Source organism: Leisingera sp. ABM4_101 (genome assembly GCF_056158725.1).
On sequence record NZ_JBSWTV010000002.1, the window covers coordinates 1,173,822 to 1,198,969 of the forward strand.

29 protein-coding genes are annotated in these 25,148 nt (G+C 63.6%); 4 read left to right on the plus strand and 25 right to left on the minus strand.

Features of this window, described 5'->3' with window-relative positions; all coding sequences use genetic code 11:
- Nucleotides 1-52 precede the first annotated feature (52 nt).
- Both ACXAEK_RS06615 and ACXAEK_RS06620 read left to right on the plus strand, forming a co-directional pair.
- Nucleotides 53-2,527 carry a GcvT family protein gene (locus ACXAEK_RS06615; protein ID WP_475040659.1) on the plus strand — a complete coding sequence of 825 codons (2,475 nt, stop codon included), beginning with the start codon at nucleotides 53-55 and terminating at the stop codon, nucleotides 2,525-2,527.
- Nucleotides 2,528-2,549: 22 nt separating this feature from the next.
- Nucleotides 2,550-3,533, plus strand: coding sequence for a GlxA family transcriptional regulator (locus ACXAEK_RS06620; protein ID WP_475040661.1), 984 nt, complete (start codon nucleotides 2,550-2,552; stop codon nucleotides 3,531-3,533).
- A gap of 51 nt (nucleotides 3,534-3,584) precedes the next feature.
- On the opposite strand, the gene ACXAEK_RS06625 is transcribed toward ACXAEK_RS06620, so the two are convergent.
- The 9 genes from ACXAEK_RS06625 to hmgA all read right to left on the minus strand — a co-directional run bounded on the left by ACXAEK_RS06625 (nucleotide 3,585) and on the right by hmgA (nucleotide 11,417).
- Entirely contained in the window at nucleotides 3,585-4,058 is a 474-nt protein-coding gene (locus tag ACXAEK_RS06625; RefSeq protein ID WP_475040663.1) for a nuclear transport factor 2 family protein, read from the minus strand.
- Nucleotides 4,059-4,184: 126 nt separating this feature from the next.
- The gene (gene maiA, locus ACXAEK_RS06630; RefSeq protein WP_475040665.1) at nucleotides 4,185-4,823 is read right to left on the minus strand and encodes a maleylacetoacetate isomerase; all 639 of its coding nucleotides are present in this window, start codon (nucleotides 4,821-4,823) and stop codon (nucleotides 4,185-4,187) included.
- Nucleotides 4,824-4,881: 58 nt separating this feature from the next.
- A complete protein-coding gene (locus ACXAEK_RS06635) occupies nucleotides 4,882-5,424 on the minus strand; it encodes a VOC family protein (protein WP_475040667.1) in 543 nt (180 codons plus the stop codon).
- Entirely contained in the window at nucleotides 5,421-5,636 is a 216-nt protein-coding gene (locus ACXAEK_RS06640) for a DUF2783 domain-containing protein (RefSeq protein ID WP_475034193.1), read from the minus strand. Before ACXAEK_RS06640 ends, ACXAEK_RS06635 begins: the two co-directional genes overlap by 4 nt.
- A 5-nt stretch (nucleotides 5,637-5,641) precedes the next feature.
- Nucleotides 5,642-7,252, minus strand: a complete 1,611-nt coding sequence (locus ACXAEK_RS06645) for an FAD-dependent oxidoreductase (protein ID WP_475040668.1) — start codon at nucleotides 7,250-7,252, stop codon at nucleotides 5,642-5,644.
- Nucleotides 7,253-7,393: 141 nt separating this feature from the next.
- Nucleotides 7,394-7,660, minus strand: coding sequence for a hypothetical protein (locus tag ACXAEK_RS06650; RefSeq protein ID WP_475040670.1), 267 nt, complete (start codon nucleotides 7,658-7,660; stop codon nucleotides 7,394-7,396).
- A 5-nt stretch (nucleotides 7,661-7,665) separates the two neighbouring features.
- Nucleotides 7,666-8,616 carry an MBL fold metallo-hydrolase gene (locus ACXAEK_RS06655; RefSeq protein WP_475040671.1) on the minus strand — a complete coding sequence of 317 codons (951 nt, stop codon included), beginning with the start codon at nucleotides 8,614-8,616 and terminating at the stop codon, nucleotides 7,666-7,668.
- 83 nt (nucleotides 8,617-8,699) lie between these two features.
- A complete protein-coding gene (gene fahA, locus ACXAEK_RS06660) occupies nucleotides 8,700-9,956 on the minus strand; it encodes a fumarylacetoacetase (RefSeq protein ID WP_475040673.1) in 1,257 nt (418 codons plus the stop codon).
- A gap of 105 nt (nucleotides 9,957-10,061) precedes the next feature.
- Nucleotides 10,062-11,417 carry a homogentisate 1,2-dioxygenase gene (gene hmgA / locus ACXAEK_RS06665; RefSeq protein WP_475045212.1) on the minus strand — a complete coding sequence of 452 codons (1,356 nt, stop codon included), beginning with the start codon at nucleotides 11,415-11,417 and terminating at the stop codon, nucleotides 10,062-10,064.
- 71 nt (nucleotides 11,418-11,488) lie between these two features.
- Here hmgA and ACXAEK_RS06670 point away from each other — a divergent pair, with 71 nt between their 5' ends.
- Nucleotides 11,489-11,929: a MarR family winged helix-turn-helix transcriptional regulator gene (locus ACXAEK_RS06670; protein ID WP_475040674.1), complete on the plus strand. Its 441-nt coding sequence runs from the start codon at nucleotides 11,489-11,491 to the stop codon at nucleotides 11,927-11,929.
- 51 nt (nucleotides 11,930-11,980) lie between these two features.
- A complete protein-coding gene (locus ACXAEK_RS06675; protein WP_475040676.1) occupies nucleotides 11,981-13,210 on the plus strand; it encodes an adenylate/guanylate cyclase domain-containing protein in 1,230 nt (409 codons plus the stop codon).
- A gap of 18 nt (nucleotides 13,211-13,228) precedes the next feature.
- On the opposite strand, the gene ACXAEK_RS06680 is transcribed toward ACXAEK_RS06675, so the two are convergent.
- From ACXAEK_RS06680 to ACXAEK_RS06755, 16 genes are all read right to left on the minus strand, one after another.
- Entirely contained in the window at nucleotides 13,229-14,038 is an 810-nt protein-coding gene (locus ACXAEK_RS06680) for a division plane positioning ATPase MipZ (RefSeq protein ID WP_475040678.1), read from the minus strand.
- 111 nt (nucleotides 14,039-14,149) lie between these two features.
- Nucleotides 14,150-16,240 (minus strand): DEAD/DEAH box helicase, encoded by a 2,091-nt coding sequence (locus tag ACXAEK_RS06685; RefSeq protein WP_475040680.1) that lies wholly within the window; start codon nucleotides 16,238-16,240, stop codon nucleotides 14,150-14,152.
- Nucleotides 16,241-16,354: 114 nt separating this feature from the next.
- Nucleotides 16,355-16,576 carry a 50S ribosomal protein L31 gene (rpmE, locus tag ACXAEK_RS06690; protein WP_039132115.1) on the minus strand — a complete coding sequence of 74 codons (222 nt, stop codon included), beginning with the start codon at nucleotides 16,574-16,576 and terminating at the stop codon, nucleotides 16,355-16,357.
- 11 nt (nucleotides 16,577-16,587) lie between these two features.
- Nucleotides 16,588-16,962 (minus strand): 50S ribosomal protein L19, encoded by a 375-nt coding sequence (gene rplS / locus ACXAEK_RS06695; RefSeq protein WP_475040682.1) that lies wholly within the window; start codon nucleotides 16,960-16,962, stop codon nucleotides 16,588-16,590.
- Between the two features lie 342 nt (nucleotides 16,963-17,304).
- A complete protein-coding gene (locus ACXAEK_RS06700; RefSeq protein ID WP_475040684.1) occupies nucleotides 17,305-17,640 on the minus strand; it encodes a YegP family protein in 336 nt (111 codons plus the stop codon).
- 127 nt (nucleotides 17,641-17,767) lie between these two features.
- Entirely contained in the window at nucleotides 17,768-18,577 is an 810-nt protein-coding gene (gene trmD, locus ACXAEK_RS06705; RefSeq protein ID WP_475040686.1) for a tRNA (guanosine(37)-N1)-methyltransferase TrmD, read from the minus strand.
- A 173-nt stretch (nucleotides 18,578-18,750) separates the two neighbouring features.
- Nucleotides 18,751-19,254, minus strand: a complete 504-nt coding sequence (rimM, locus tag ACXAEK_RS06710) for a ribosome maturation factor RimM (protein WP_475040687.1) — start codon at nucleotides 19,252-19,254, stop codon at nucleotides 18,751-18,753.
- Nucleotides 19,255-19,258: 4 nt separating this feature from the next.
- Nucleotides 19,259-19,399: a hypothetical protein gene (locus ACXAEK_RS06715; protein ID WP_019296656.1), complete on the minus strand. Its 141-nt coding sequence runs from the start codon at nucleotides 19,397-19,399 to the stop codon at nucleotides 19,259-19,261.
- A gap of 6 nt (nucleotides 19,400-19,405) precedes the next feature.
- Entirely contained in the window at nucleotides 19,406-20,044 is a 639-nt protein-coding gene (bluB, locus tag ACXAEK_RS06720; protein WP_475040688.1) for a 5,6-dimethylbenzimidazole synthase, read from the minus strand.
- 4 nt (nucleotides 20,045-20,048) lie between these two features.
- Nucleotides 20,049-20,417, minus strand: coding sequence for a 30S ribosomal protein S16 (gene rpsP / locus ACXAEK_RS06725; protein ID WP_475040690.1), 369 nt, complete (start codon nucleotides 20,415-20,417; stop codon nucleotides 20,049-20,051).
- Between the two features lie 59 nt (nucleotides 20,418-20,476).
- Complete coding sequence (locus tag ACXAEK_RS06730) at nucleotides 20,477-20,785, minus strand: chorismate mutase (RefSeq protein WP_475040692.1); 309 nt, start codon at nucleotides 20,783-20,785, stop codon at nucleotides 20,477-20,479.
- Nucleotides 20,786-20,899: 114 nt separating this feature from the next.
- On the minus strand, nucleotides 20,900-21,502 hold the full coding sequence (locus ACXAEK_RS06735; RefSeq protein WP_475040694.1) for a GNAT family N-acetyltransferase: 603 nt from the start codon (nucleotides 21,500-21,502) through the stop codon (nucleotides 20,900-20,902).
- Nucleotides 21,503-21,563: 61 nt separating this feature from the next.
- A complete protein-coding gene (locus ACXAEK_RS06740) occupies nucleotides 21,564-22,130 on the minus strand; it encodes a GNAT family N-acetyltransferase (protein ID WP_475040696.1) in 567 nt (188 codons plus the stop codon).
- 149 nt (nucleotides 22,131-22,279) lie between these two features.
- Entirely contained in the window at nucleotides 22,280-22,831 is a 552-nt protein-coding gene (locus ACXAEK_RS06745) for a GNAT family N-acetyltransferase (RefSeq protein ID WP_475040698.1), read from the minus strand.
- Between the two features lie 3 nt (nucleotides 22,832-22,834).
- The gene (gene ffh, locus ACXAEK_RS06750) at nucleotides 22,835-24,355 is read right to left on the minus strand and encodes a signal recognition particle protein (RefSeq protein WP_475040700.1); all 1,521 of its coding nucleotides are present in this window, start codon (nucleotides 24,353-24,355) and stop codon (nucleotides 22,835-22,837) included.
- Nucleotides 24,356-24,565: 210 nt separating this feature from the next.
- A complete protein-coding gene (locus tag ACXAEK_RS06755) occupies nucleotides 24,566-25,093 on the minus strand; it encodes a hypothetical protein (RefSeq protein WP_475040702.1) in 528 nt (175 codons plus the stop codon).
- Between the last annotated feature and the right edge of the window lie 55 nt (nucleotides 25,094-25,148).

Consider the following 25,148-nt stretch of genomic DNA (forward strand, 5'->3'; position numbering starts at 1 on the left):
GGTGCCACTTGCCGCAATTCCCGCGCTTTGCCCCAGATCTGAGGACAAACCCATGTCAGACAATTTTGCCCAATCGACGCTCAACATCCACAAGGAGGAGAACACCGGCGACAAGAAGCTGCCGAGCCACGCCAAGGCGGTGATCATCGGCGGCGGTGTGGTTGGCTGCTCGATCCTGTTCCATCTGGCCAAGTTCGGCTGGAAGGACGTGGTGCTGCTGGAGCGTGACGAACTGACCTCCGGCTCCTCCTGGCACGCGGCGGGGCAGATCCATACGATCTCGTCAGACCCGAACATCTCGCGCCTGCAGTCCTATACCATCGACCTCTATAAGGAGATCGAGGAGACCTCGGGCCACTCGGTTGGCCTGCACATCACCGGCGGGTTTTACCTGGCGTCAAACAAGACCTGGTACGACTACCTGAAGCGGGAACGCTCCAAGGCGCGCTACATGGGTCTGAACCAGGAGTTCATCAGCCCCAAAGAAGTGGCTGAGCGCCATCCGCTGATCGACCCGAAGCACTATCACGCGGCGCTGTGGGATGATCAGGACGGCGATCTGGACCCGTCGGGCGCGACCTATGCATTCGCCAAATCGGCGCGGGTGCATGGCGCGCAGTATTTCACCCATACGCCGGTGACCGGCACCACCCAGCGCCCCGATGGCAGCTGGGACGTGGTGACCCCGCGCGGGGTGATCAATGCGGAGCATATTGTGAACTGCGGCGGCCTGTGGGCGCGGGAAGTCGGCCATATGCAGGGCATCAACCTGCCGGTGCAGCCGATGGAGCACCATTACCTGATCACCGACAAGATCGACGCGGTGGCGAACCACCCGACCCGCCTGCCGGCCGGGATCGACTATGAGGCCAACATCTACTTCCGCCAGGAACGCCAGGGGATGCTGCTGGGCACCTATGAGCCGAAGGGCACGCCGTGGAAAGTCGGCGGCACGCCCTGGGATTTCGGGCATGAACTGCTGCAGCCTGATCTGGACCGGATTGCCGACCGTTTGGAAATGTCGTTTGAACGCATCCCGGCCATTGGCGAAGCGGGCATCAAGGATATGATCAACGGGCCCTTTACCTTCGGCCCTGACGGCAACCCGATGATCGGCCCCGTTCCGGGCATGAAGAACTACTGGTGCGCCGTGGGCGTGATGGCGGGCTTCTGCCAGGGCGGCGGCGTTGGCCTGACCATGGCTGAGTGGATGATCGACGGCGAGCCGTCCATCGACGTCTGGGCGATGGATGTGGCGCGGTTCGGCGACTTTGCGACCCCCGACTGGGGCACGGTGAAATCGACCGAGAACTATGAGCGCCGGTTTGTGATGACCTTCCCGAACGAGACGCTGCCGAAAGGCCGGATGCAGAAGACCACGGCTCTCTATGACCGGCTTGTCGCCAAGGGTGCGCGGATGGGCCAGGGCTTTGGCCTTGAGAATGCGCTGTGGTTTGCCGACGGGCCGGAGGACGCGCATGAGGAGCCGACGTTTGAGCGCAACCGGTCGCATGATTATGTGGCGCGTGAGGTCAAGGCTGTGCGCGAGGCCGTGGGCGGCATCGAGGTTGCCAACTTTGCCAAGCATGAGTTCAAGGGCGCCGGTGCGCGGGCCTATCTGGACCGGGTGCTGGCGGGTTACGTTCCGAAACCGGGCCGCCTGACCCTGACGCCGATGCTGACGCCCAAGGGCAAGCTGTACGGCGATCTGACCGTGGCGTGCCTGGGCGAGGAGCATTTCATGCTGTTCGGCTCCGGCGCCATGCAGGAGGCGCACCGCCGCTGGTTTGAGAAGGATCTGCCGGAGGATGTGTCGTACCAGAACGTCTCGGACGATTGGCACGGCATTGCGCTGTCGGGTCCGAAATCGCGGGAACTGCTGCAGCGGATCACCCGCGAGGATGTGTCGGGCGAGGCCATGAAGTTCCGCGACCTGCGTCAGACCTTTGTCGGCGGCGTGCCGGTGATCCTGAACCGGATCAGCTTCTCGGGCGAGCTGGGCTATGAGATCTACTGCAAGCCGCAGTATCTGCTGCGTCTGGCGGAGGCGATCGAAGAGGCGGGTGCGGACCTGGGCTACCGCTGGTACGGCGCGCGGGCGCTGATGTCGATGCGGCTGGAGAAGGGGTGGGGCGTGTGGACGCTGGACTTCCGCCCCGATTTCGACGCGGCGGAAAGCGGCATGGATGTCTTTATCAACTGGAAGAAGGATTTCGTCGGCAAGGAGGCCGCGCTGAAGGCCCGCGAGGCCGGTCCAAGCCGCAAGCTGGTCACCATGACCATCGACGTCGATGGCATTGATGTGTCCAACGACGAGGCGATCCTGAAGGACGGCGAGGCGGTGGGCTACATCTCCTCCGGCGGCTATGCGCATCACGCGCAGAAATCCATGGCGATGGGTTATGTCTCGGCGGAACACGCGGAGGCCGGCACCAGGCTGCAGGTCGAGATCCTGGGCGAGATGTATGACGCCGAGGTGCTGGGTGCGCCGATCTATGACGCCAACGGCGCCAATATGCGCGCCTGATCAAAGCAGGGGAGCGGAAGCCATGACCAAACCCATGCGGACGCTCCCCGAAGCGGCTGAGGCCGTGCCGGCCCGCCGCTGCATCTTCCTGCTGCTGCCCACCTTCTCGCCGCTGGATCTGTCCAGCGCTGTGGCGGCGCTGGAGGCGGCGAACACGCACGACGGGACCGCGCGCTATGACTGGCGCGTGGTCAGCGAGGACGGCTTGGCGGTCACCGCCCCAAACGGGTTGAGCGTGGCCGTGGACGGCGGCCTGCCGGAGCTGTCCCGCGGCGGCATGATCTTTGTCTGCGGCGGCCAGGGGGCTGAGCCGGGCGTCTCGCTGAAGGTGCTGGGCTGGCTGCGCAAGGCGCAGCGCATGGGGATGACCCTGGGCGCGCTGGGCGGCGGTGTGCTGGCGCTGGCGCGGTCGGGCCTGCTGGCGGGACGCGAGGTTTCGGCTCATTGGGCGCTGCGGGCGATCCTGGCGGAGGCGCATCCGGATGTGGAGGTCAGGAATTCGCTGTTCACGATGGAGGGCAAGCTGATCACCTGTGCCGGCGGCACCGCCACCGTCGACATGATGCTGAACCTGATTTCGGATCATCACGGGGCGGATGTTGCAACCGGGGCCGCCGACCTGATGGTCTGTTCCTCGGCCCGCAAGGGCAGCCAGGATCAGACGGTTTCCGAGTTCGGGCGCACCGGCGTGCGGCATGAAAAACTGGCGGCAGCGCTGAGCCTGATGCGCAGCAACCTGGAGGAGCCGCTGACACCGGGCGGTATTTCCGATCTGGTCGGCCTGTCGGTGCGCCAGCTGGAGCGGCTGTTTTCCAAGTACCTGCAGACTACTCCCAAGGTTTACTACACCAAGCTGCGGCTGGACTATGCCCGCAGCCTGCTGCTGCAGACCAATATGCGGATCATTGATATTGCGCTTGCGTCCGGCTTCAACAGCCAGACCCATTTCGCCAAGGTCTACCGCCGCTATTTCGGCAAGTCGCCGCATCAGGAACGGCCGTTCTGAGGCGGCTGCGCCGGGCTGGGGTCCAGCCCGGCGTTTTGAGGATCAAGGGGCTTAGAGCCCCAGATCGCTGAGGCCGGGGTGATCCGCCGGACGCGGGCCTTGGGGCCAGTGGAACAGGCGGTCCGCTTCCGCGATCTTCAGGTCGTTGATCGAGGCAAAGCGGTGCGCCATGCGGCCGTCTTCGGCAAATTCCCAGTTCTCGTTACCGTAAGAGCGGTACCACTGGCCGGAGGCATCGTGCCACTCGTAGGCGTAGCGCACGGCGATGCGGTTGCCGTCAAAGGCCCAGAGCTCCTTGATCAGCCGGTACTCCTGTTCGCGCTCCCATTTGGCGGAGAGGAAGGCCTGAACTTCTTGGCGGCCGCGGGGGAAGTCGGCGCGGTTCCGCCAGGTGGTGTCCGGGGTATAGGCCTGCGCCACGGCCTTGGGGTTTCGGGTGTTCCAGCCGTCTTCGGCGGCGCGGACCTTGGCAATTGCGGTCTCGCGGGTGAACGGCGGCAGTGGCGGGCGGGGGGCTTCTTGCATGATGGTTTACCGATCTGTCAATGATGGGTAAAAGGTGTACTAACCGGTTAGCCTATTCAAGCCGGATGCCATCACCTTCTGGTGATCTTCCCGTGGCCGGATCGGCCGAACAGCCGCCGCAGGCGGTCAGGAGGATAAGGTGTTATCCGGATGCGCTGCGCTGAAGGCGGGATGTGCAGAGCAGGCAGCCTCTACTGCGCAAAGCCGGGGCAGATCAGAGAAATCCGTCTCCCACCGTCGCGCATTATAAAGCTGCGGCATCAGGCAGATGTCAGCAAGACCCGGTGTATCGCCAATGCAAAAGGGCGCCTGTTCGAACCCTGACAACAGCGCCTCAAAGGCTTGCAACCCGGGCCGGATGAAGTGCTGCATCCAGGCCTTGGGCATGTCTTCTGCGCCGCCGCTGAGGTGTGTGGCCTGTTTGGCCACTTGCAGGTTGCAGACCGGATGCACATCCACCGCCACGGAATGGGCCAGTGCCCGCACCCTGGCGCGCTGGCCGGGGTCCAGCGGCAGCAGGCCGGGATTTCGTGTCTCATCCAGGTAATCGAGGATTGCCAGCGACTGGGTCAGCCGCAGCCCGTCGATTTCCAGCACCGGCACGAACCCTTGCGGATTGCGGGCCAGATGTTCCGCGCCCTTATGTTCCCCCTTGACCAGATCCACCGGGACCGCTGTGTAGTCGATCCCGGCGAGGTTCAGCGCGATGCGCAGCCGGTAGCTGGCGGATGAGCGCCAGTAGTCATATAGGATGGTGCTGCCCATCGGTGTCCTCCCGTGCAAGAAAGGCAGCCCGCCGGGCTGCCTTGCCGGCCTGTGCCAGTCAGGCCTTGTTCAATTCCTTGGCGTGCAGCCAGTCGGCGTGCTGGGGCGCCTTTTTGGTTTTCGACCATTCTTCCAGCATTTCCCATTTCACCGCGTCCAGCCTTTGCAGCAGCGCCTCCTCCTCCGGGTCGGGGCAGGCCAGTTCCACCCGGTGGCCGTTCGGGTCGAAGAAATAGATCGAGTGGAAGATCGAGTGGTCGGTGACGCCCAGCACCTCGACGCCGTTGGCCTCCAGATGGTCCTTGAACTGGATCAGGGTTTCGCGGTCCTTCACCTTGAAGGCGATGTGCTGCACCCAGACGGGGGTGTTGCGGTCGCGGTCCATTTCCGGTTTGGTCGGCAGCTCAAAGAAGGCCAGGACGTTGCCGTTGCCCGCATCCATGAAGATATGCATGTAGGGATCGGGTTCATGGGTCGACGGCACATGGTCCTCGGCAATTGCCAGGACAAAGTCCATCTTCAGCATCTTGTTGTACCACTCCACCGTCTGCTTGGCGTCCTTGCAGCGGTAGGCGACGTGGTGGATTTGTTCGATTTTCAAGCGGTATCCTCCCCAGGTTTCAGCGCGGCTGCTGCCAGCGCCTGTTTCAGGATCGCGCGTTTCCCGATGTGGTTGGCCAGCACCAGCACCAGACGCGCGTTCAGCGCATCGCTTTCGGCCTTGCTCAGGTCCTCATGCGCGGCCAGCAGATCGGCATAGAAATCGTCGGCGCGTTCGAGGTTGGCGGTCAGGATCAGTTGGTCTTCGGTCATCTTGATCACTCCTTGCCGATGGCCCGGCGGATTGCGTGCCGGAACTGGTTGTCGTCAAAGCTGGGGCGGCGGGCGGCCACGTGCTGGTCCGGGCGGATCAGGTAGACGCCGCTTTCGGCGCTGCCCAGGTAGCGGTCCTTCAGCGCCAGTGTCTTGTCGTCCTTGATGGAGAGCGCCAGGCGGGTGACCTTGATGCCTTCTTCCTCGATCTCATCGGGGGCATCGGCGTCGATGGTCAGCAGGGTGAACCTGTCCCCCAGCTGATCCAGCAGGAACCCGTCGGCCAGCGGCACGTCGGGGCAGGGGGAGCCGGGGCGGGTGCGTTCCGGCCCGTTCAGCGCATCGGCCGAGTTCAGCGGCGAGCCGTCATAGGTGCAGGGCACCGACAGGCGGCCGGAGTTCACCAGGGGGCGCGCGAAGTCATACTGTTCGGACAGGTCCAGAACCGCGTCGCGCAGCACCCGGCTCATCTCCGACTTGGGGGTGATGAAATCGGTGGAGCGCGAGGAGTTCAGGATGTTCTCATCGGCGCCGTGGATGCGTTCAACATCATAGCTGTCGAGCAGGCTTTCCGGCGCCTTGCCGTCCATCACCAGCTGCAGCTTCCAGCACAGGTTGTCGGTGTCCTGCAGGCCGGAGTTTGCGCCGCGGGCGCCAAACGGGGAAACCTGATGCGCGGCATCGCCCGCAAACAGCACTCGGCCATGGCGGAACTGCTCCATCCGGCGGCATTGGAAGGTGTAGATCGAGACCCACTCCAGCTCGAACTTAACATCTTCGCCCAGCATGGCCTGCAGCCGCGGGATCACGTTTTCGGGGCGCTTCTCGCGCTCCTTGTCGATGTCCCAGCCCAGCTGCAGGTCGATACGCCAGACGCCATCCGGCTGCTTGTGCAGCAAGGCCGATTGCCCTTTGTTGAAGGGCGGGTCGAACCAGAACCAGCGTTCGGTCGGGAAATCGGCCTCCATGATCACGTCTGCAATCAGGAAGTTGTCCTCGAACACCCGGCCGACAAAATCCAGCCCCAGCATCTGCCGGGTGGGGGAGCCTGCACCGTCACAGGCAATCAGCCAGTCGGCCTCCAGGTTGTAGGACCCTTCGGGGGTGTCGATATCCAGCACCACATGGCTGGGGTGGGTGCCGATGGCCGAGACCTTGTTGCGGCCGCGGATTTCGATCGGCGCACCCTGTTCCTGCAGTTCGCGGACCCGGTTCACCAGGTATTCCTCGAAATAATACTGCTGCAGATTGATGAAGGCGGGGCGCTTGTGGCCTTCTTCCGGCAGCAGGTTGAAGTCATAGACCTGACGGTCGTCAAAGAACACCTTGCCGACGTTCCACTGCACGCCCTTGTCCACCATCGGCTGGCCGCAGCCGAGCCGGTCGAGGATTTCCAGGGGCCGCTTGGCAAAGCAGATCGCGCGGGAGCCGAAGCTCACCTTGTCGTTGTCATCCAGCACCACCACTTCGGTGCCGGCTTGCGCCAGGTCGATGGCGGCTGCCAGGCCGATGGGGCCTGCGCCGATCACCACCACCTTGCGGCGCACAGGTGCCGCGGCATCCTGATCCGCATGGCGCGCGTAAGGGTACAACGGGACTTCAAAGATCTTGTTCATCAGGTCTCCTCCCAATTTCCGGGTGCCGTCAGGCACAGCTTCACCGTTTCCCGGCATGGGCACGCCGGGAGGATGGTCTAGCGTCTCACAGGTTCTGCCGGGGCGATACGATCTGGATCAAACCGCCTGCCGGGGAGAGGTCTAGGTGCCTTCTGTTTCCCCCGCTGCTTCCCCTGTGAAACCTTCTGATTGATATTGGTTACTATGAGTATCGGCGTGATCTGGAGCATCTTCTACGCGACTAACGACGTCTGCTTCTTTGACGCCAATGGTGGCCGCGAAGAAGCTTGAAGCTGTAAGAGTGGGTACAACCCAGACCATCTTGTCGCTCAAATACGCTGCTAGATAAGAAGGCACTAATACGACTGCTGCTTTCATTGCGGCAGCTTTTAAGTGCGTTATCTCCATTCATCCTATCCTTGAAGCTGCTCCCACATATCAATGTCACGTTGTGCTGTCCAGATGCGCGGGTGCGCGATGCCGCGGGCCTCGTCATAGGCGCGGGCGACGTTGAAGGGCAGGCAATGCTCGTAGATTGCGTAATCCGCGAACTTCGGATCGCATTCCGCGCGCACAGCATCCCAGGCTTCTTTCAGCGAGCCGCCGCGTGCTGCGATGCGCTGAACCGGGCGGTAGGTGCTTTCGACGAAGTCGCGGGTGTTCTCGATGGCGGCGTTGACCATTTCCTTGCCCACCAGCGCATCGCCGCGGCCCGGCGCGATGGCGTCCACGTCATAGGCCTTGATGTTGTCGAGCGTCTGGCCCCAATCGGCGAAATGCCCGTCTCCGCAGTAGCAGGCGGAGTGGTATTCGACGATGTCGCCGGTGAACATGACGTTCTGGTCCGGCACATGGATCACCGCGTCGCCAGCGGTATGGGCGCGGCCGATCTGTTTTATGTCGACCCGGCGTTTGCCGAGGAAGACAGTCATCTGATCGGTGAAGGTTGTGGTGGGATAGGTCAGTCCCGGAATGCTTTCGTGGCCTTCAAACAGGCGCGGGAAACGCTGGAACTCGCTGTCCCAATCTTCCTGCCCGCGCTCCAGCACCATGTTGTATGCGGCGTTGGACATGATCACTTGGCTCGCGCCGAATGCGGAGGCACCAAGCACCCGCACAGCGTGGTAATGGGTCAGCACCACATGGGTGATCGGCTTGTCGGTGACTGACCGCACGCATTCGATCACCTTGTTCGCCAGCCGCGGTGTCGCCTGCGCCTCGACGATCATCACGCTATCGTCGCCGATGATCACGCCGGAGTTCGGGTCGCCCTCGGCGGTGAAGGCATAGAGCCCCTCGCCGATCTCATCAAAGGTGATCTTCTTTTCGGTCAGGTCGCCTTGGGATGCGAATGCCTTGGCCATGTGTTCGGTCCTTTCTACGGTGCGCCGGAGGCAAGTGCGGGAGCCTCCGGCGGGGATATTTTCAGCCAGAAGAAATGCGGATCCTAGCGCTTGAACGGGTCGTCCAGTGCGGGCAGGACGGTGCCGGTGCAATCGCCGAAGCCGATGGTGTAGCCGTCGCCCTTGGCCGCGCCTTTCAGGGTCAGCGTGTCGCCATCCGCAATGAAGGAGCGCTCTTCGCCGGTGTCCAGCGTCAGCGGCTCCTTGCCGCCCCAGCTGAGTTCCAGCAGTGAGCCGCGGCTTTCCTTCACCGGGCCGGAGATGGTGCCGGAGCCCAAGAGGTCGCCCGCGTTCATTGGGCAGCCTGAGGTGGTGTGATGCGCCAGCTGCTGTGCGGCGGAGTAGTACATTTCCTTGTAATTGGTCCGCGCGATGGTGGTGGCCTCTTTGCCTTCCGGCGCCAGAGTCACTTCGAGGCCGATGTCATAGAGCATCGGACCGCAGTCCTTCAGGTGGTCCAGCAGCTCTACTTCGCGTTCCGGCGTGTCGCAGCGGAACGGTTCCAGCGCCGGTTTGGTCACGATCCAGGGGGAGATCGTGTTGGCAGTGGCCTTGGCCTGGAACGGGCCAAGCGGCTGGTATTCCCAGGCCTGGATGTCACGCGCCGACCAGTCGTTCAGCAGCACATAGCCAAAGATGTTGTCATCCGCTTCCTGCACGGTGATCGGGCCGTCCGACGGGGTGCCCACGATGGCGCCCATCTCCAGCTCGATATCGAAGCGTGCGCAGGGCGCCCACCGCGGCTTGTCGTCATTCGGGCCTTTCAGCTGGCCCCAGGGGCGGCGCACATCGGTGCCGGAGACCACGACCGAGGACGCGCGGCCATTGTAGCCGATCGGGATGTGCAGCCAGTTCGGCGGCAGCGCGTTTTCCGGGCCGCGGAACATGGTGCCGACGTTAAAGGCGTGGTGTTTGCCGGCGTAGAAGTCGGTGTATTCGCTGACCGCAAAGGGCATGTGCAACTCGGCATCGGCGGCGGCAACCAGCAGGGGTTCCAGCTTGTCCTGCTCGGCGGCGCCTTCGGACAGCAGCGCCGTCAGACGGTCGCGCAGGGCGGCCCAGACGGCCGGGCCTTCCTCCATCAGGTCGTTCCAGTAGGGCACATCGAACAGCGGCGCGTCGCTCAGCTGGACCAGCCCGGCCTCCTCAGTGGCCTGCATGTCCAGGATCATATCGCCGATGGCCACACCGCAGCGGGGATCATCGCCATCAACGGAAAACACGCCATAAGGCAGGTTGTTCAGCGGGAACGGGTGGTTTGCATCATTGGCCGAGGCCACCCAGGATTTCAGCAGAGGCATCGTGTCTCCAGTTTCCGGATCCGAAGATCCTTTTCATCTTTCCGGAAATACTCCGGGGGTGAATGGGCCGTTGAGGCCCAGAGGGGGCAGCGCCCCCTCACCGTTTCATTTCAGGCCGGGCGTGCCGTCGAATTTCTTTTCGATGTCGCTCCAGCAGTCGATGTAGTCATCCTGCAGCGGCGCGTCCTTGGCTGCAAATGCGGTCAGATGCTGCGGGAAGCGGGTTTCGAACATGAAGGACATGGTGTTCTCCAGCTTCTCGGGGCCGAGGTTGGAGTTGGACGCGCCTTCAAAGGCGTTCTTGTCCGGCCCGTGCGGCAGCATCATGTTGTGCAAGGACATGCCGCCCGGCACGAAGCCCTGCGGCTTGGCGTCGTACTGGCCGTAGATGTTGCCCATCAGCTCCGACATGATGTTTTTGTGGTACCACGGCGGGCGGAAGGTGTTTTCGGCCACCATCCAGCGCTCGCGGAACAGCACAAAGTCGATGTTGGCAGTGCCGGGCACGCCCGACGGTGCGGTCAGCACGGTAAAGATCGACGGGTCCGGGTGGTCGAACAGGATCGCGCCGACCGGGCAATAGGCGGTGAGGTCGTATTTGTAGGGCGCGTAGTTGCCGTGCCAGGCAACCACGTCCAGCGGCGAGTGGCCGATCCTGGTCTCGTGGAACTGGCCGCACCATTTGATGGTCACGGTGGAGGGCGCCTCGCGGTCCTCGAACGCCGCCACCGGCGCCTTGAAGTCGCGCGGGTTGGCCATGCAGTTGGCACCAATCGGCCCGCGGCCCGGCAGGTCGAATTTCTGGCCGTAGTTCTCGCAGACAAAACCGCGGGCCGGGCCTTCCAGAACTTCCACCCGGTAGACCAGCCCGCGCGGGATGATGGCGATTTCCTGTGGTGCCAGGTCGATGATGCCGAGTTCGGTGGCGAACCGAAGCCGGCCCTCCTGCGGAACCACCAGAAGTTCGGAGTCGGCAGAGAAGAAATAGCTGTCCACCATCGACTCGGTGACCAGGTAGATGTGGCTTGCCATGCCGGCCTGGGTGTTCACGTCGCCCGCGGTGGTCATGGTGCGCATACCGGTGAGCCAGGTCAGGCCTTCATCCGAATGCGGCACCGGGTCCCAGCGGTACTGGCCCAGCGAGATCACATCCGGGTCGACGCAAGGCGCCGATTTCCAATGCGGCAGGTCAATCTTTTCATAGCGGTGCGAATGCTTGACCGACGGGCGGATGCGGTAGCACCAGGTCCGTTCCGGCACATCAGCGGTAAAGGCGGTGCCGCTCAGCTGTTCGCCGTAGAGGCCATAGTTGCACTTTTGCGGGCTGTTCATGCCCTGCGGCAGCGCGCCGGGCAGCGCCTCGGTTTCAAAGTCGTTGGCAAAGCCGGGCATATAGCCCTCGTGCGGCCCCTGAAGCGAGGGAGCCTGAATCATTTCATGGGGATCGGCTGGCCGATTTATCGCGCGTTTCTCCTCTTGCTGCTTGCGGGATATTAGTTGTTTTTGTAACTAACAAGGGAGAGGGGACGAAAATGAACGAAAAAGATGATTTCGCTTTGCAGGATTTCCTGCCCTATCTGCTGAACCGCGCTGCCGAGGAAAGCTCGCTGGGGTTCCAAAAGCATTACAAGAACCGTTACGGGATGCTGCGCACAGAATGGCGGGTGCTGTTTCACCTGGGCAACTACGGCCAGATGACCGCCAAGGAGATCGGCAGCCGGGCCAAGATCCACAAAACCAAAATCAGCCGCGCCGTGGCCAAGCTGGCGGAGAAGCGTTTCGTGACCCGCACCCGCGATGAAAACGACCGCCGCGCTGAACATCTGGCACTGACGCCGGCGGGGGAGGCGGCGTACAAGGACCTGCGCGAGCACGCGCTGGATTTCGATACCCAAATCTGCGCCCGCTTCACCACCGGCGAGGTTGCAATTTTGCGGTATATGCTGCGCAATTTAGCAGGGATCGAGCCATAGACATTGAAGGGCCCAGCCCCCAGATAATGCAGCGGGATTGAAGGTGAAGCGATGATACAGATTGATGTCAATTCAGGGCCGCTGATTGCCTGGCTGATGGAGCAGGGCCTGCAGGGCACCAGCCAGCAGCAACTGCTGGACGGCTACTGCCAGCGCCTGACCGAGGCCGGGGTGCCGCTGATGCGTTTTCACCTGGCGCAGCGGGCCTATCACCCGGAGTTCGGGGGCATCGGAATCCGCTGGATCCGCGGCGAAAGCATCACCAGCCATCATTACGAATACCAGGAGAACCCGGGAGAGGATTGGCTGAACAGCCCCTTCTACCGGCTGCTGCAACAGGAGCTGCCGGATCTGCGGGTGCAGATGGAGGCTGGCCCGCCGTTTGACTTCCCGGTCATTGATGAGCTTTATGAGGCCGGCGCGACCGATTATTTTGCGGCCGGTCTCCGGTTTCATCCGCCGGAAGAAAAGCAGCCAGACCCGCGGCGCCCGGGCGAAGGCATCCTGGTGTCCTGGACCACTGACCGCAAGGGCGGTTTTTCCAGCCGCGAGCTGGACCTGATCCGCACCACGCTGCCGCATCTGGGGCTGGCGCTGAAATCCTCATCGAACCGGCAAATCGCCAGCGATCTCTTGCAGATCTACCTGGGCCGCGACGCGGGCCGCCGGGTTCTGTCGGGTGAAATCCGGCGCGGATCCTCGCAGGAAATCGATGCGGTGATCTGCCTGTTCGACCTGAAGGGGTTCACTCAGCTGGCTGAACGGCTGCCGGGCGAAGAGCTGATCGACATGCTGAACGGCTATTTCGGCCTGGCGGTTGCCACCATCCAGGCCCATGGCGGCAATATCCTCAAGTTCATGGGCGACGGCATGCTGACCATGTTCAATCTTGGCAGCATCGAGGAAGACGCCCACGCAGCGCTTGCCGCAGCAAATGAGCTTTGCGGCAAGATCCGCGCCTTCAATGCAGAGCGTGAGGCTGAAGGGCTGCCAACCGCCGGGTTCACTCTGGCTTTGCATGCCGGCGACATTCTCTATGGCAATATCGGGGCCAAGAACCGGCTGGATTTCACCGTGATCGGCCAGACCGTGAACCAGACCGCGCGGATTGCCGGGATGCACCGTTCCGTGGGGCAGAACATCATCATGTCCGAGGATGTGATGAAGGCGGCCAAGGGCACCGAACATGATCTGGTGTCGCTGGGCCGCTACATGCTGCGCGGTGTGGCTGAGCCGATCGAGCTTTATACCATCTACCGCGGCAGCTGCGGTTGCAGCTGACGGGCTGCCGGGGCGGGATCAGATGCTGATCTCGACCCCGGGCAGGTTCACCTCTTTCATCATGTCGCGCAGCTCCTGGCGGGCGGCGACGTTGGAGATGTTCAGCTGCTTGACGCCGATATCCTTGAGGTCCAGCAGTGTCAGTCCGCGCGGGAACAGTTCGCGGAAAATCACCCGCTCGGAAAAGCCCGGCGCCACGCGGAAGCCGATCCGTTTGGACAGCATCTTGATGGCGCGTTCCATCTTTTCCTTGTTGACCATGCGCTGGGTGCCGACCCGGTTGCGGATCACGATCCAGTCGATCGGCTTCAGCCCCGCTTGCGCCCGCAGCTGGCGGGCGTTCCAGACCATTTCGGAATAGACCGACGGGCCGGTGATGGTTTCACCCTTCTGGTCCACATGCGCCAGCAGGTCGAAATCGACAAAGCTGTCATTGAGCGGGGTGATCAATGTGTCGGCCAGCGAATGCGCCACCTGGCTGAGACGGGTGTGCGAGCCGGGGCAGTCGATCAGGATGAAGTCATGGCCCGGCTCCAAGGCCGAAACCGCTGCCGACAACCGGTGGTCATAGATGTTTTCACCCGGCTGCAGGCTGGCCGGGTCAATTTCCGGCAGTTCATGCATGTCCACCATCGGCAGGTCCAGCCCGGCCTTTGCGCAGAAATCCTTGCGGTTCTCCAGATAGCGCCCCATCGAGCGCTGCCGCAGGTCCAGGTCCAGCGCCGCGACCTTGTGGCCCAGCCGGGCCAGGGTGGTTGCGACGTGCATGGAAACAGTCGATTTGCCCGCGCCGCCCTTCTCGTTGCCGACGACAATGATATGCGCCATATACAGGTCCCTTCGCTCGTGCTTTGCTGCACGTCTTTCGCTTTGGGTCCCTGTATAGGCTCTGGATTCCGCCAAGAAAAGCGGTGCGGGCAGTCTGGTAAACTTAGTGTATCACCTGTGTTTTGCAGGACCCGCCGGCTTGCGCTTGGGGCGGGCATCGCCGCCTTTGCCGCCCTTTGCAGACAGGGCTGCAGCGGCGCGTGCCTTGTTCTTCTTGCTGTTGGGCTTGCCAACCGGCGGCTTGGGACCTTTCGCCGTAAACGGCTTGGCCGCAGGCGCGCCGGGTTTGGTCATCCGCTTGGACGGGTCGGACGCGCCTTTGGGCTTGGCGGTCACGGCCGGTTTGGGCTTGCTGGGGCGGTCCTCCTTGCGGGCCGGTTTGCTGTCCCAGTCTTTGCGCGCGGGCTTGTCGCCCCAGTCCTTGCGTGCAGGTTTATCGCTCCGCTCCTTGCGCTCAGGCTTGCCGCTCCATTCCTTGCGGGGCGGGCGGCTGTCTTCGCGGTGATCGGATTTAGCGCGGTAGGGCTTCGGGCCATCGTCCTTGCCGCGATGCGGTTTGCGGTCGCCCTTGAAGCCGCCTTTCGGCCCGCCGGGGCCGCGGCGCGGGGCAGGGGCCAGTTCCGGTGCTTCGGACAGCTGTGTCAGCACGGCGCCCGGTTCCAGCTCTGTCTTGCCGCCAAGCGCCTTGAGGAAGCCCTCAACTGCGCCTTCGCTGATTTCGGCAAAGGTCTCGTTTTCCTGCACCCGGATCGCGCCGATGGCGCCGCGGTCGATGTTGCCGGCCTTGCACAGCATCGGCAGCACCTTGCGCGGGTCGGCGCCGGCCTCGCGGCCGCCAGACAGGGAGAACCAGACGGAGGGGCCAAAGGCTTTGCGCTCCTTGCGTTCCTTGCGCGGCTCCGGCGTGTCAGCCGGGCGCAGGTCCTCAGGCGCCGAGTGGCGGCTGCGGAACAGGCGCAGGTAGGTGGCAGCGATCTGCTCGGGTGTGAAGGTGTCCAGCAGGGTTTGCACGCCGGCCTGCTCGTTTTCGGCCACCGGCTCCTGCCAGACCGGATCGGCCAGCATGCGTTCTTCGTCGCGCGCCAGCACATCGTCGGCGGAGGGCGCCTCGCAATGCTCGGCGTTCAGCTTGGCCCATTTCAAGAGGCGCAGAGCTTTGCTGCGTGCCTTGGGCGGGGCGATCAGGGCGCTGACGCCCTTGCGGCCCGCGCGGCCCGTGCGGCCGGAGCGGTGCAGCAGGGTTTCGTGGTTCGAGGGCAGCTCCGCATGAACCACCAGTTCCAGCCCCGGCAGGTCGATGCCGCGGGCGGCCACATCGGTGGCCACGCAGACCCGCGCGCGCCCGTCGCGCATCGCCTGCAGCGCGTGGCTGCGCTCGGTCTGGGACAGCTCGCCCGACAGGGTCACCACCGGCAGGCCGCGGTTGGTCAGGCGCGCGGCCAGACGGTTCACGGCTGCGCGGGTGTTGGCAAAGACGATGGAGCTCGGCGCCTCGTAGAAGCGCAGCACGTTGATGATGGCGTTTTCCGCGTCCGCTTGCGCCACGCTCATCAGCCGGTATTCGATATCCGCGTGCTGCTTGGTCTCGCCTGCGGTCTTGATCCGCATCGCGTCGCGCTGGAAGGTTTCGGCCAGGCTGGCGATTGCCGGCGGCACGGTGGCGGAGAACAGCAGGGTGCGGCGGTCTTCGGGCGCTTCGCCCAGAATGAACTCCAGATCCTCGCGGAAGCCGAGGTCCAGCATCTCGTCGGCCTCGTCCAGCACCACGCCGCGCACTTGGCTGAGGTCGATGGAGCCGCGCGCGATATGGTCGCGCAGACGGCCCGGCGTTGCTGCAACGATGTGAGCGCCGCGTTCCAGCGCCCGGCGCTCGTCGCGCATGTCCATGCCGCCAACGCAGGAGGCAATCCGTGCGCCCGCGCCGCGGTAAAGCCAGCCCAGTTCGTGTTTTACCTGCAGCGCCAGTTCGCGGGTCGGGGCAATCACCAGCGCGAGCGGCGCCGCGGCGTCGCCGAACACCTCGTCTTCGCCCAGCAGATCCTGGGCCAAAGCCAGGCCAAAGCCGACGGTCTTGCCGGAGCCGGTCTGCGCAGACACCAGCAGGTCGCGCCCTTCCACCTCGGGCTGGGTCACGGCCTCCTGCACTTGGGTCAGGGTTTCATATCCGCGTTCTTGCAGTGCGTTGGCCAGGGCTTGTTTCACGAGGGGGCTGTCTTTCCCGCGGGGCAATGATCCGGCCCCAGCGTCAGAAGAAAAAGAAAGAAGGCTGCCCGTCCGGGGCAGCCTTCGGGAGTTCTGAAAAATACGGCAGGCGGCTTAGAAGCCCAGGCCTTCGTATTTCTTTTTGAACTTCGACACGCGGCCGCCGGCGTCCAGCAGGCGCGAGGTGCCGCCGGTCCAGGCCGGGTGCACGGTCGGGTCAATGTCGAGTGCCAGCTGATCACCCTCGGAGCCCCAGGTGGAGCGCATCTTGATGATGGTGCCGTCGGTCATTTTGACGTCGATGAAGTGGTAGTCGGGATGGGTGTCTTTTTTCATGATACCACTCCTCAGGCTTTCTTGGGCTTGTAGTTCGCGTCTTCTGCGATACGGGCCGACTTGCCGCGGCGCGCGCGCAGGTAGTACAGCTTGGCGCGGCGCACGCGGCCGCGGCGCACAACGGTGATGCTGTCGATGTTGGTCGAATACAGCGGGAACACACGCTCCACGCCTTCGCCGAACGAAATCTTGCGGACGGTGAACGAGCCGGCAATGCCCGAGCCGTTTTTGCGGCTGATGCAAACGCCTTCGTAGTTCTGAACGCGCGAACGCGAACCTTCGGTCACCTTGTAGCCGACACGGATGGTGTCACCGGCTTTGAAGTCGGGGATCTCTTTCCCCAGGGCGGCGATCTGTTCCGCCTCCAGCTGTGCGATCAGGTCCATCGCAACTCTCCTAATCTGCCTGCGGTTTATTCCGCAGAGGTTTGTGCCGTCATGAGAGCTCCTGGTCTTCACCGGGTCCGCCGTTGCGCCCGCCAGAGATCACGCCGTCTGTTCCTTGCTGCCGGCAGCAGGATCCCGGGGAAAACCGAAGAAGATTTTCAGGTGAGCGATCCAACAGCCAACGGCCCGGAGCCGCAAATGCGAATCCAGACCGGCGCTATATACGTCCGCAGGACCAGTAAAACAAGTGCTGAGCTGCATGGTCAGCAAGAGTTTTCTGAAAACTCTTGCCAAATCATTTCGGAAAAGATTCGGGGCTGCCGCCCCCGGCTCTTCAGGCCTTTACGCGGTCTGATCGTCCAGGGCTGCGTCCGGCGCGTTTTTCTTGACCAACTCGATGCCATTGTCGCGGCCCGAAGCGCTGGCATAGCTTTGCGAGGTGCCGATCACCTGGCCGTTGGTGGCTTTCAGGTTGAACATATGCTTGCCGGCCGAGGTTTCCTTGCGTTCGTAGCGCGCATCATCGCCGGCATTCTTCCTGACCAACTCAATGCCGTTTTCCGCGCTGGCTTTCTGCTTGTAGCCTTCGCTTGCCAGGATGTTCTCGCCGTTGCCTGCCTTCAGGCGGAAACGGAATTCACCTGCCTTGTCTTCGTAAAGTTCAAATTTTCCAGCCACCCTGTTCACTCCTGTCATTTAACTTATGCAGGGAGAGTAAAACACGGGTTTTGAATTGCGGCAACGGCTTCTCCCGGGGAAAAAGCGCGGCGGCCGCGCCACTTGCGGCCTCTCCGGAAGTCCCGGATCAGGGTTTGCTGCTGTCCTTGGCGCGCTGGAAGGCCTCCCAAAGATCAGGGCGCCGGGCCTTCGTGATCTCTTCGCTCATGTGATGGCGCCAGCCGGCGATCTTGCCGTGGTGGCCGGACATCAGAACCTCGGGGATGCCGCGGCCTTTCCATTCGGCCGGGCGGGTGTACTGCGGATGCTCCAGCAGACCGGAGGAGAAGCTCTCCTCCTCCGTCGAGGCCTGGTTGCCCAGAACGCCAGGGATCAGCCGCACCGTGGCGTCGATCAGCGCCTGTGCCGCAAGCTCGCCGCCGGTCATGACAAAATCACCCAGGGAAACCTCCTGGATGCCGTAGTGTTCCAGCACCCGTTCATCGACGCCTTCGAACCGGCCGCACAGCAGGGTGATGCCGTCGCATTGGGCGAAACCCTGCATCATCTGCTGGTTCATCGGCTGTCCGCGCGGGGTCAGGTAGACCAGAGGCCAGTTGCCGCGGGTGTCTGCCATCGTGTGCTCGATCGCTTCGCCCAGCACATCAGCGCGCAGCACCATGCCTGCTCCGCCGCCAGCGGGCGTGTCATCGACATTGCGGTGCTTGCCGACGCCAAATTCGCGCAGATCGGTGGTCTCCAGCTGCCAAAGACCCTCCTGCAGCGCCTTGCCGGTCAGGCTTTCGCCCAGCACACCAGGAAAGGCCCCTGGAAACAGGGTGATGATCTTGGCCTTCCACACGCCTGCCAGGTCCGGCGTCGGCGTCATCAGCTCGCGCGGTTTCAGCGTGGGGCGGATGGCCTTGCGGCCGTGGGATCGGGAGGGCGTGTCGGTCATGGCGTTCTCATAGGCGATGGAGCGCTGCGAAGAAAGCGGAGTTATGCGAGGCTCTGCCTCGCGCTCCGGGATATTTCAGGCCAGATGAACAAGGGATCCGGTTTTCTTCTGGCGGGAAGTATCCTGGGGGTGAGCGCCAGGGGCGCGAGGGGGCAAAGCCCCCTATGCAGGTTTCAGAACAGCCCTTCCGGCGGGTCGGCAATAATGCGGCCCTGGTTCAGGTCCACCGTCGGCACCGCCTCCAGGGTGAAGGGCAGAAGCACCGTGGCCTTCAGGCCGGGGCCATGGATTTCCAGCAGATCGGAAGCGCCATGGTTCTGCACCGATTTCACCGTGCCCAGCAGGGTGCCGCCGGTGTCATAGACCTCCAGCCCGACAAGATCGGCATGGTAGAACTCATCATCCGGCAGCTGCGGCAGCTGATCGCGGCGGGCGAACAGGCGCAGGCCCTTGATGGCGTCGGCGTCCTCTTTGGTTTCAATACCGCTCAGCAGGGCGGCGAAACCGTTCTTGATCGGGCGGGTAATGGTCAGCGAGTAGGTCTTGGAGCCGTCCTCGCTGCTGAGCGGCGAGTAGTCCTCGATCTCCTCCGGGATGGCACAGAAGCTTTTGAGCCGCACCTCGCCGCGCACCCCGAAGGACCCGGCAATTGCGCCCACGCAGATCAGATCGCTCATGGTATCAGTCCTTTGCACAGAACCCCGCGCGCAGCCATTGGCCGCCGGATTGTTCGCAGAGTTCGCTTTGGTGGTTGCGTTCAAAGAAGATGCCCGCGGTAAAGGCCACTGCAACAAAAAACACAAGCCGGATCAACCGTCCCATGAGGCCTCAGCGGGTTTCGAGCGGCAGATCCGCCATCCGGCTTTCCCAGCCTTTTTCTTCCAGTTCGGGCGTGTCTGACAGCCGTTCCGGGTAGCCGACGCAAAAATAACCGATCAGCTGCCAGCCCTCGGGTGCATTCAGATCGCGGTTCAGCTGCTGGGGATCCAGCACCGAAACCCAGCCCAGGCCCAGCCCTTCGGCGCGCAGCGCCAGCCAGAACAGGGTGATGGCGGTGACCACAGAGTAGCGCCGCATCTCCGGCATGGTTGCCGCGCCCAGCCCGTGGCCCTGGAGGGTCTCATCATCGCAGTAGACCGCCAGCTGCACCGGGGCTTCGCGCATGCCGGACAGTTTCAGCTCCGCATAGCGTTCGGCCTTTTCACCGGAATAACCGGTCAGCGCCTGGGCATTGGCGGCTTGGAAATTCTTCAGCGCAGCGGCGCGGGCGGTGCCGCTGTCCACCCGCAGGATGCGCCAGGGTTCGCTCAGCCCCACCGAGGGGGCAAGCTGAATGGCAGAGAGGCAGCGCATCAGCACTGCCTCCTCCACCGGATCGCTGCGGAACCGGCGCACGTCGCGCCGGAGCCGCATCAGCAGATCAAGCTGGCTGCGGAACTCCTCGGGAAAAGCGCCCCGCAGCTCCACGGAATTATTCCGCGTCTGCAGCTGCTTCGGCAGCTTCAGCAGCCTTTGCAGCTTTCTCTTCGGCGCGCTCCTGGGCTTTCTTGCCCGGGGTGCCTTTGTTCGGGTTGTTGCGCTCGGCCTTCTCGCGGACGCCGGCGGCTTCCAGCATGCGGGCGATACGGTCGGTGGGCTGGGCGCCCTGGCTCAGCCAGTACTGCACGCGCTCCAGGTCCATTTTCACGCGGTCTTCCGAATCTTTCGGCAGCAGCGGGTTGTAGGTGCCCAGCTTCTCGATGAAGCGGCCGTCGCGCGGCATGCGGCTGTCAGCAGCCACGATGCGGTAGAAGGGGCGTTTTTTGGAGCCGCCGCGGGCCAAACGGATTTTCATTGCCATGGGTACATCTCCTTTGATGGCGTTGTCCGGGGTATGCCCCGGTTGTCCTGTTGTCGTTGTTATTCTTGGTGTTTCTTATGGTGGCGGATGACTTCACCGATGATGAAGTTCAAGAAAGCCTTGGCGAATTCAGGGTCGAGATCGGCCTGATCTGCCAGGTCTTCGAGCCGTGCGATCTGCGCCGCTTCGCGGGTCGGATCGGACGGGGGAAGGTCGTGTTCGGCCTTGAGCCGGCCCACCGCCTGGGTGTGCTTGAAGCGCTCGCCCAGGGTATAGACGAGGATCGCATCCAGGCGGTCGATGCTTTCGCGGTGGCCCTTCAGCAGCTGGGCTGCGCGGGCGGCGGGGTCTTGGGTATCTGTTGTCATCGGGTTCTCCGCAATGCAGCAGGCCGGGTGTGTCTCAAAGGGGTGCCAGGCGTGCACCGGCTGTGCACCCCCTGTGCACCGCCGCAGCGCAGCATCCGGGAAATCACGCGCACATCAGTCAATGGCCCAGCCCTCCGGTTTGAAGAGCGGGTCGGCGTAATGCCCGATTTCCATTTCGATGCCATGCGCAATCTGGCTGTCCTTCAGGGCGTCCGGGGCGGGGTGGCGGTAGACCGCGTCATTGCCGTCAATGGTGGCGGCCTCGTGGTCCTTCCTGGCGCCAAGCCGTTCCGCGAGCCGGATCGAGTCGAGATTCTTCGGGTCGATATAGCTGACCGCAGTCTCCCAGCCTAGTTTCGAATAGAAATACTGGCGGGCAGCATGGGCCGCCTCCAGCGCATAGCCCTTGCCGGCCGCGCCGGGCCAGATGATCCAGGCGATTTCGCGCTCCGGCCAGCCTGCGGGCTGCCAGCCGCCGGCCATGCCGTAGGTTTCATCCGTGCCCTTGTCGTGGATCATCCACATGCCAAAGCCGCGCACCTGCCAGTGGCCGATCTCGGCGGCATAGAGCATCCAGGCCTCGTAGGTGTTCAGCGGCCCGCCCATGAAGCGCGAGCGGTAGGAGCTGAAGGTGGCCTTGAAGTCAGGATAATCCTGCGGCGCGGGGCCGCGCAGCACCAGGCGGCGGGTTTCGATCACCGGGATGTCAAACGGCATCAGCGCGCTCCTTCCAGGGGAAGGGCGCGGCACAGCCGGGATATGATCCCGTACCGGCGCATCAGTGCAGCAGGCCCCGTACGGCCTGCGGGCCGGAAATCTGCGGCGGCGGCATGTGGCGCCAGGCGCGGATGTTCGGCGCGGGCTGCAGGCGGAAGGAAACCGGTTTTTCGGGCCGCGCACCGACCCGGCGGGCCAGCGCGACGGAGGCGTCGTTTTCCTCTGGCACATAGGAGACGATCGAGTCCCAGCCGGCCTCGGTGAACAGCCAGTCAAGCACGGCCTGCGCGGCTTCGCTGGCATAGCCTTTGCCGCGGCCAGGCTCCATCAGGTGCCAGGACAGTTCCGGTTCCGGCCAGCCTTTGGGGAACCAGGGGCCGACCAGGCCCACGGTTGTGCCGGTGCTGCGCTCGACCACGGCAAACAGTCCGTAGCCATGCAGGTGCCAGTGGCCGATGATGGTGGCAATCGACCACCACAGCGAATCGGGATCCTCCGCCGCATCGATAAAGCGCGGCGCGCCGGCGTCGAGGAAGGCGGCATTGGCGTCAAACTCCGGGTCTGCCGGAGAGATCAGCATCAGCCGTTTAGATACAAGCCGTGGAAACGGCTTTCGCACGTCAGTCATATTACACCCCTTTGCCCGGGCGGCGGGCCGCCCGGCATATAATTTACCCATCCAATGATGGAGTATCGGGGAGAGGGCGTAATTTTCAGTTAAACGGGCTGCGGCAACCACAGGCAGAGCAGTGGTTTTCAGGTCAATTTGATGAAAGCTCATACGTAAGCCTCCATCCCGCCGTCGCTGGGCGCAGCAGGGGCGGGGTGGCGGTAAACCAGCTCGCGCCCGTGTTTCGGGTTGTCGATTTCTTTTTCAAATACGGCACCCAGCCGTTCGGCCAATGCCACCGAACGTGTATTGCCAGGGAAGATATTGGAGCTGAGCGCCGGCAGACCCATGACCTCATAGGCATGGGTGCGCGCCGCCAAAGCGGCCTCGGCCATGACGCCGCGGCCTTCGCCCGCCGGGAAGGCAACCCAGCCCAGTTCCGGTTCCGCCCAGCCCTCGGGCTGCCAGATGCCGGTGATGCCAAGCGCCGCGCCGCTGTCCTTGCAGGTGATGGTCCAGAAGCCGAAGCCGCGCATTGCCCAGTGGCCCACCGACATGGTGAACCAGCGCCAAGCCTCGTTACGGTCCAGCGGGCCGCCAAATCCCCAGGAGCGTGCCTCATCCGCGAAGAACGCTGCCACCGGCCCGAAGTCCGCCGCCTCCGGTCCGCGCAGGACCAGGCGTTCGGTTTCAAGCTGAGGGATGGCGGGGAGCTGCATGGCTTACTTCTTCTTGCCGAAACCGCTGAGGCCCGCGGGCAGGCCCATGCCGCCGCCGAGGCCGGGGAGGCCGCCGGGCAGGCCGCCTTTGCCGCCCATTGCCTTGGCCGCGGCTTCCAGCGCCTTGGGGTCCATCTGGCTGGGATCCATGCCGCCCATATCCGGCATGCCGCCCTTGCCGAACATGCCCTTCATGGCCTGCTTCAGCATCTTGCCTTTGCCCATCTTGCCCATCTTCTTCATCACATCGGCCATCTGCCGGTGCATCTTCAGAAGCTTGTTGAGGTCGGAGACCTCCATGCCGGAACCGGCCGCGATGCGTTTCTTGCGGGAGGCCTGCAGCAGGGCGGGGTTGGCGCGTTCCTTCTTGGTCATCGACTGGATCATGGCGATCTGGCGCTTGAGCACCTTGTCGTCCATGCCGGCGTCCTGCACCTGCTTGGCCATTTTGCCCATGCCGGGCATCATTTGCATCATGCCCTCCATGCCGCCCATCTGGAGCATCTGTTCAAGCTGCATCTTCAGGTCGTTCATGTTGAACTGACCCTTCATCATGCGCTTCATCATCTTTTCGGCCTGTTCGGCCTCGATGGTTTCCTGGGCCTTTTCGACCAGCGCCACGATGTCGCCCATGCCGAGGATGCGGCCGGCGATGCGGTCGGCCTCGAAGGTTTCCAGGGCGTCCATCTTCTCGCCGAGGCCGACAAAGCGGATCGGCTTGCCGGTGACGGCGCGCATCGACAGCGCAGCGCCGCCGCGGCCGTCGCCGTCCATCCGGGTGAGGACCACGCCGGAGATGCCGATCTTGGCGTCGAATTCCTCGGCCACCTCAACCGCGACCTGGCCGGTCAGGCCGTCGACCACCAGCAGGGTCTCGCGCGGGGACACCACGTTGCGGACGTCCTCGACCTCCTGCATCAGGGTCTCGTCGATGTGCAGGCGGCCGGCGGTGTCGAGCATGTAGACGTCATAGCCGCCCAGCATCGCCTGCTGCTTGGCGCGTTTGGCGATGTCGACGGGTTTCTGGCCGGGCACGATGGGCAGGGTGTCGACGCCGATCTGGGTACCGAGGACGGCCAGCTGGTCCATCGCCGCCGGGCGGTAGACGTCGAGCGAGGCCATCAGGACCTTCTTGCCCTCTTTCTCCTTCAGCCGTTTTGCCAGCTTGCCGGTGGTGGTGGTCTTACCGGAGCCCTGCAGGCCGACCATCAGGACGGGGGCGGGCGGGTTGTCGACCTTGAGCTTGCCAGGGTCCTCGTCGCCGCGCAGCACGTCGACCAGCGCGTCGTGCACGATCTTCACGACCTGCTGACCCGGGGTCACGGATTTGGTGACCGCCTGGCCGGTGGCCTGGTCCTGCACCTTCTTGATGAAGTCGCGGGCAACCGGCAGCGAGACGTCGGCTTCCAGCAGGGCGACGCGGACTTCGCGCAGGGCGAATTTGACGTCTTCCTCGTTCAGGGCGCCCTGTTTGGTCAGCCGGTCAAAGACGCCGGAAAGGCGTTCGGATAGATTTTCAAACATGCCTGCGGCCTCCTGTTGCCGGTTTCAATACGTGGCGCCCCCGTATGTAGGGGACATGCGGTCCATGCGCAAATGCCCGCCGGTCCTCGTGTCAGTCGTTGGGGCAAACCAAACGAGTTTGCCCCCACGGGCGTACCACGCTGGTGGGGGGCGATCCCTGGCACGGGCAGGGACCGGAAAACTCAGATCTCCCGGATGTTGGGGCAGGCGTTACGCGGATTGGGGGCCGGAGTCAACCTTTGCCGGGCTTTCGGCGGGGAGCCAGGCATTGATCGCATCGCTCAGCCGCTGGGCGCCGCGGCCATTGGTGTAGGCCTCGACCACCGGGTGGCGGCCGGCGCTCATGCCGCCGTCCAGCACCAGAACCGGGCGGTGGAGCGTGCGGGTGCGGCCCTCGCGGCGGCTGGTGGTGCTTTCCACCTCGGCGTGGGAGAGGTCTGCGAGGCGGTGCTCCACCTGGTTGTAGCCGAACATCGACTGGCGCCGGATCACCACGCTGCCGCCGGGGCGGTCGAGGATCACCTGGACACGGCGCACGAACAGGCAGAAGGCCAGCGCGCCCATGCCGCCGCCAACCAGGGTGAAGATCAGGCCGGGCAGGATCAGGTCGCCGCCCTGGCTGAGCATGCCGAGGCCGGCGCCGGCAAAGACCAGAATAAAGAAGACAAGCATGATCCCGATCAGCCAGGGCGTATCGGACAGGATCAGCTGCTGGGGCGTGTTGCGGGTGATTTTCATGGGGTCAGCTTACCCAAGGGAAAGCCGCGGGAGAGGGGAAAACGGCAGCGGATGC

Coding starts and splice junctions, on each gene's coding strand:
- ACXAEK_RS06615 (WP_475040659.1), top strand. CDS start 53: ATGTCAGACAATTTTGCCCAATCGACGCTCAACATCCACAAGGAGGAG.
- ACXAEK_RS06620 (WP_475040661.1), top strand. CDS start 2,550: ATGACCAAACCCATGCGGACGCTCCCCGAAGCGGCTGAGGCCGTGCCG.
- ACXAEK_RS06625 (WP_475040663.1), bottom strand. CDS start 4,058: ATGCAAGAAGCCCCCCGCCCGCCACTGCCGCCGTTCACCCGCGAGACC.
- maiA (WP_475040665.1), bottom strand. CDS start 4,823: ATGGGCAGCACCATCCTATATGACTACTGGCGCTCATCCGCCAGCTAC.
- ACXAEK_RS06640 (WP_475034193.1), bottom strand. CDS start 5,636: ATGACCGAAGACCAACTGATCCTGACCGCCAACCTCGAACGCGCCGAC.
- ACXAEK_RS06645 (WP_475040668.1), bottom strand. CDS start 7,252: ATGAACAAGATCTTTGAAGTCCCGTTGTACCCTTACGCGCGCCATGCG.
- ACXAEK_RS06650 (WP_475040670.1), bottom strand. CDS start 7,660: ATGGAGATAACGCACTTAAAAGCTGCCGCAATGAAAGCAGCAGTCGTA.
- ACXAEK_RS06655 (WP_475040671.1), bottom strand. CDS start 8,616: ATGGCCAAGGCATTCGCATCCCAAGGCGACCTGACCGAAAAGAAGATC.
- fahA (WP_475040673.1), bottom strand. CDS start 9,956: ATGCCTCTGCTGAAATCCTGGGTGGCCTCGGCCAATGATGCAAACCAC.
- ACXAEK_RS06670 (WP_475040674.1), top strand. CDS start 11,489: ATGAACGAAAAAGATGATTTCGCTTTGCAGGATTTCCTGCCCTATCTG.
- ACXAEK_RS06675 (WP_475040676.1), top strand. CDS start 11,981: ATGATACAGATTGATGTCAATTCAGGGCCGCTGATTGCCTGGCTGATG.
- ACXAEK_RS06680 (WP_475040678.1), bottom strand. CDS start 14,038: ATGGCGCATATCATTGTCGTCGGCAACGAGAAGGGCGGCGCGGGCAAA.
- rpmE (WP_039132115.1), bottom strand. CDS start 16,576: ATGAAAAAAGACACCCATCCCGACTACCACTTCATCGACGTCAAAATG.
- rplS (WP_475040682.1), bottom strand. CDS start 16,962: ATGGACCTGATCGCACAGCTGGAGGCGGAACAGATCGCCGCCCTGGGG.
- trmD (WP_475040686.1), bottom strand. CDS start 18,577: ATGACCGACACGCCCTCCCGATCCCACGGCCGCAAGGCCATCCGCCCC.
- rimM (WP_475040687.1), bottom strand. CDS start 19,254: ATGAGCGATCTGATCTGCGTGGGCGCAATTGCCGGGTCCTTCGGGGTG.
- ACXAEK_RS06715 (WP_019296656.1), bottom strand. CDS start 19,399: ATGGGACGGTTGATCCGGCTTGTGTTTTTTGTTGCAGTGGCCTTTACC.
- rpsP (WP_475040690.1), bottom strand. CDS start 20,417: ATGGCAATGAAAATCCGTTTGGCCCGCGGCGGCTCCAAAAAACGCCCC.
- ACXAEK_RS06730 (WP_475040692.1), bottom strand. CDS start 20,785: ATGACAACAGATACCCAAGACCCCGCCGCCCGCGCAGCCCAGCTGCTG.
- ACXAEK_RS06735 (WP_475040694.1), bottom strand. CDS start 21,502: ATGCCGTTTGACATCCCGGTGATCGAAACCCGCCGCCTGGTGCTGCGC.
- ACXAEK_RS06740 (WP_475040696.1), bottom strand. CDS start 22,130: ATGACTGACGTGCGAAAGCCGTTTCCACGGCTTGTATCTAAACGGCTG.
- ACXAEK_RS06745 (WP_475040698.1), bottom strand. CDS start 22,831: ATGCAGCTCCCCGCCATCCCTCAGCTTGAAACCGAACGCCTGGTCCTG.
- ffh (WP_475040700.1), bottom strand. CDS start 24,355: ATGTTTGAAAATCTATCCGAACGCCTTTCCGGCGTCTTTGACCGGCTG.
- ACXAEK_RS06755 (WP_475040702.1), bottom strand. CDS start 25,093: ATGAAAATCACCCGCAACACGCCCCAGCAGCTGATCCTGTCCGATACG.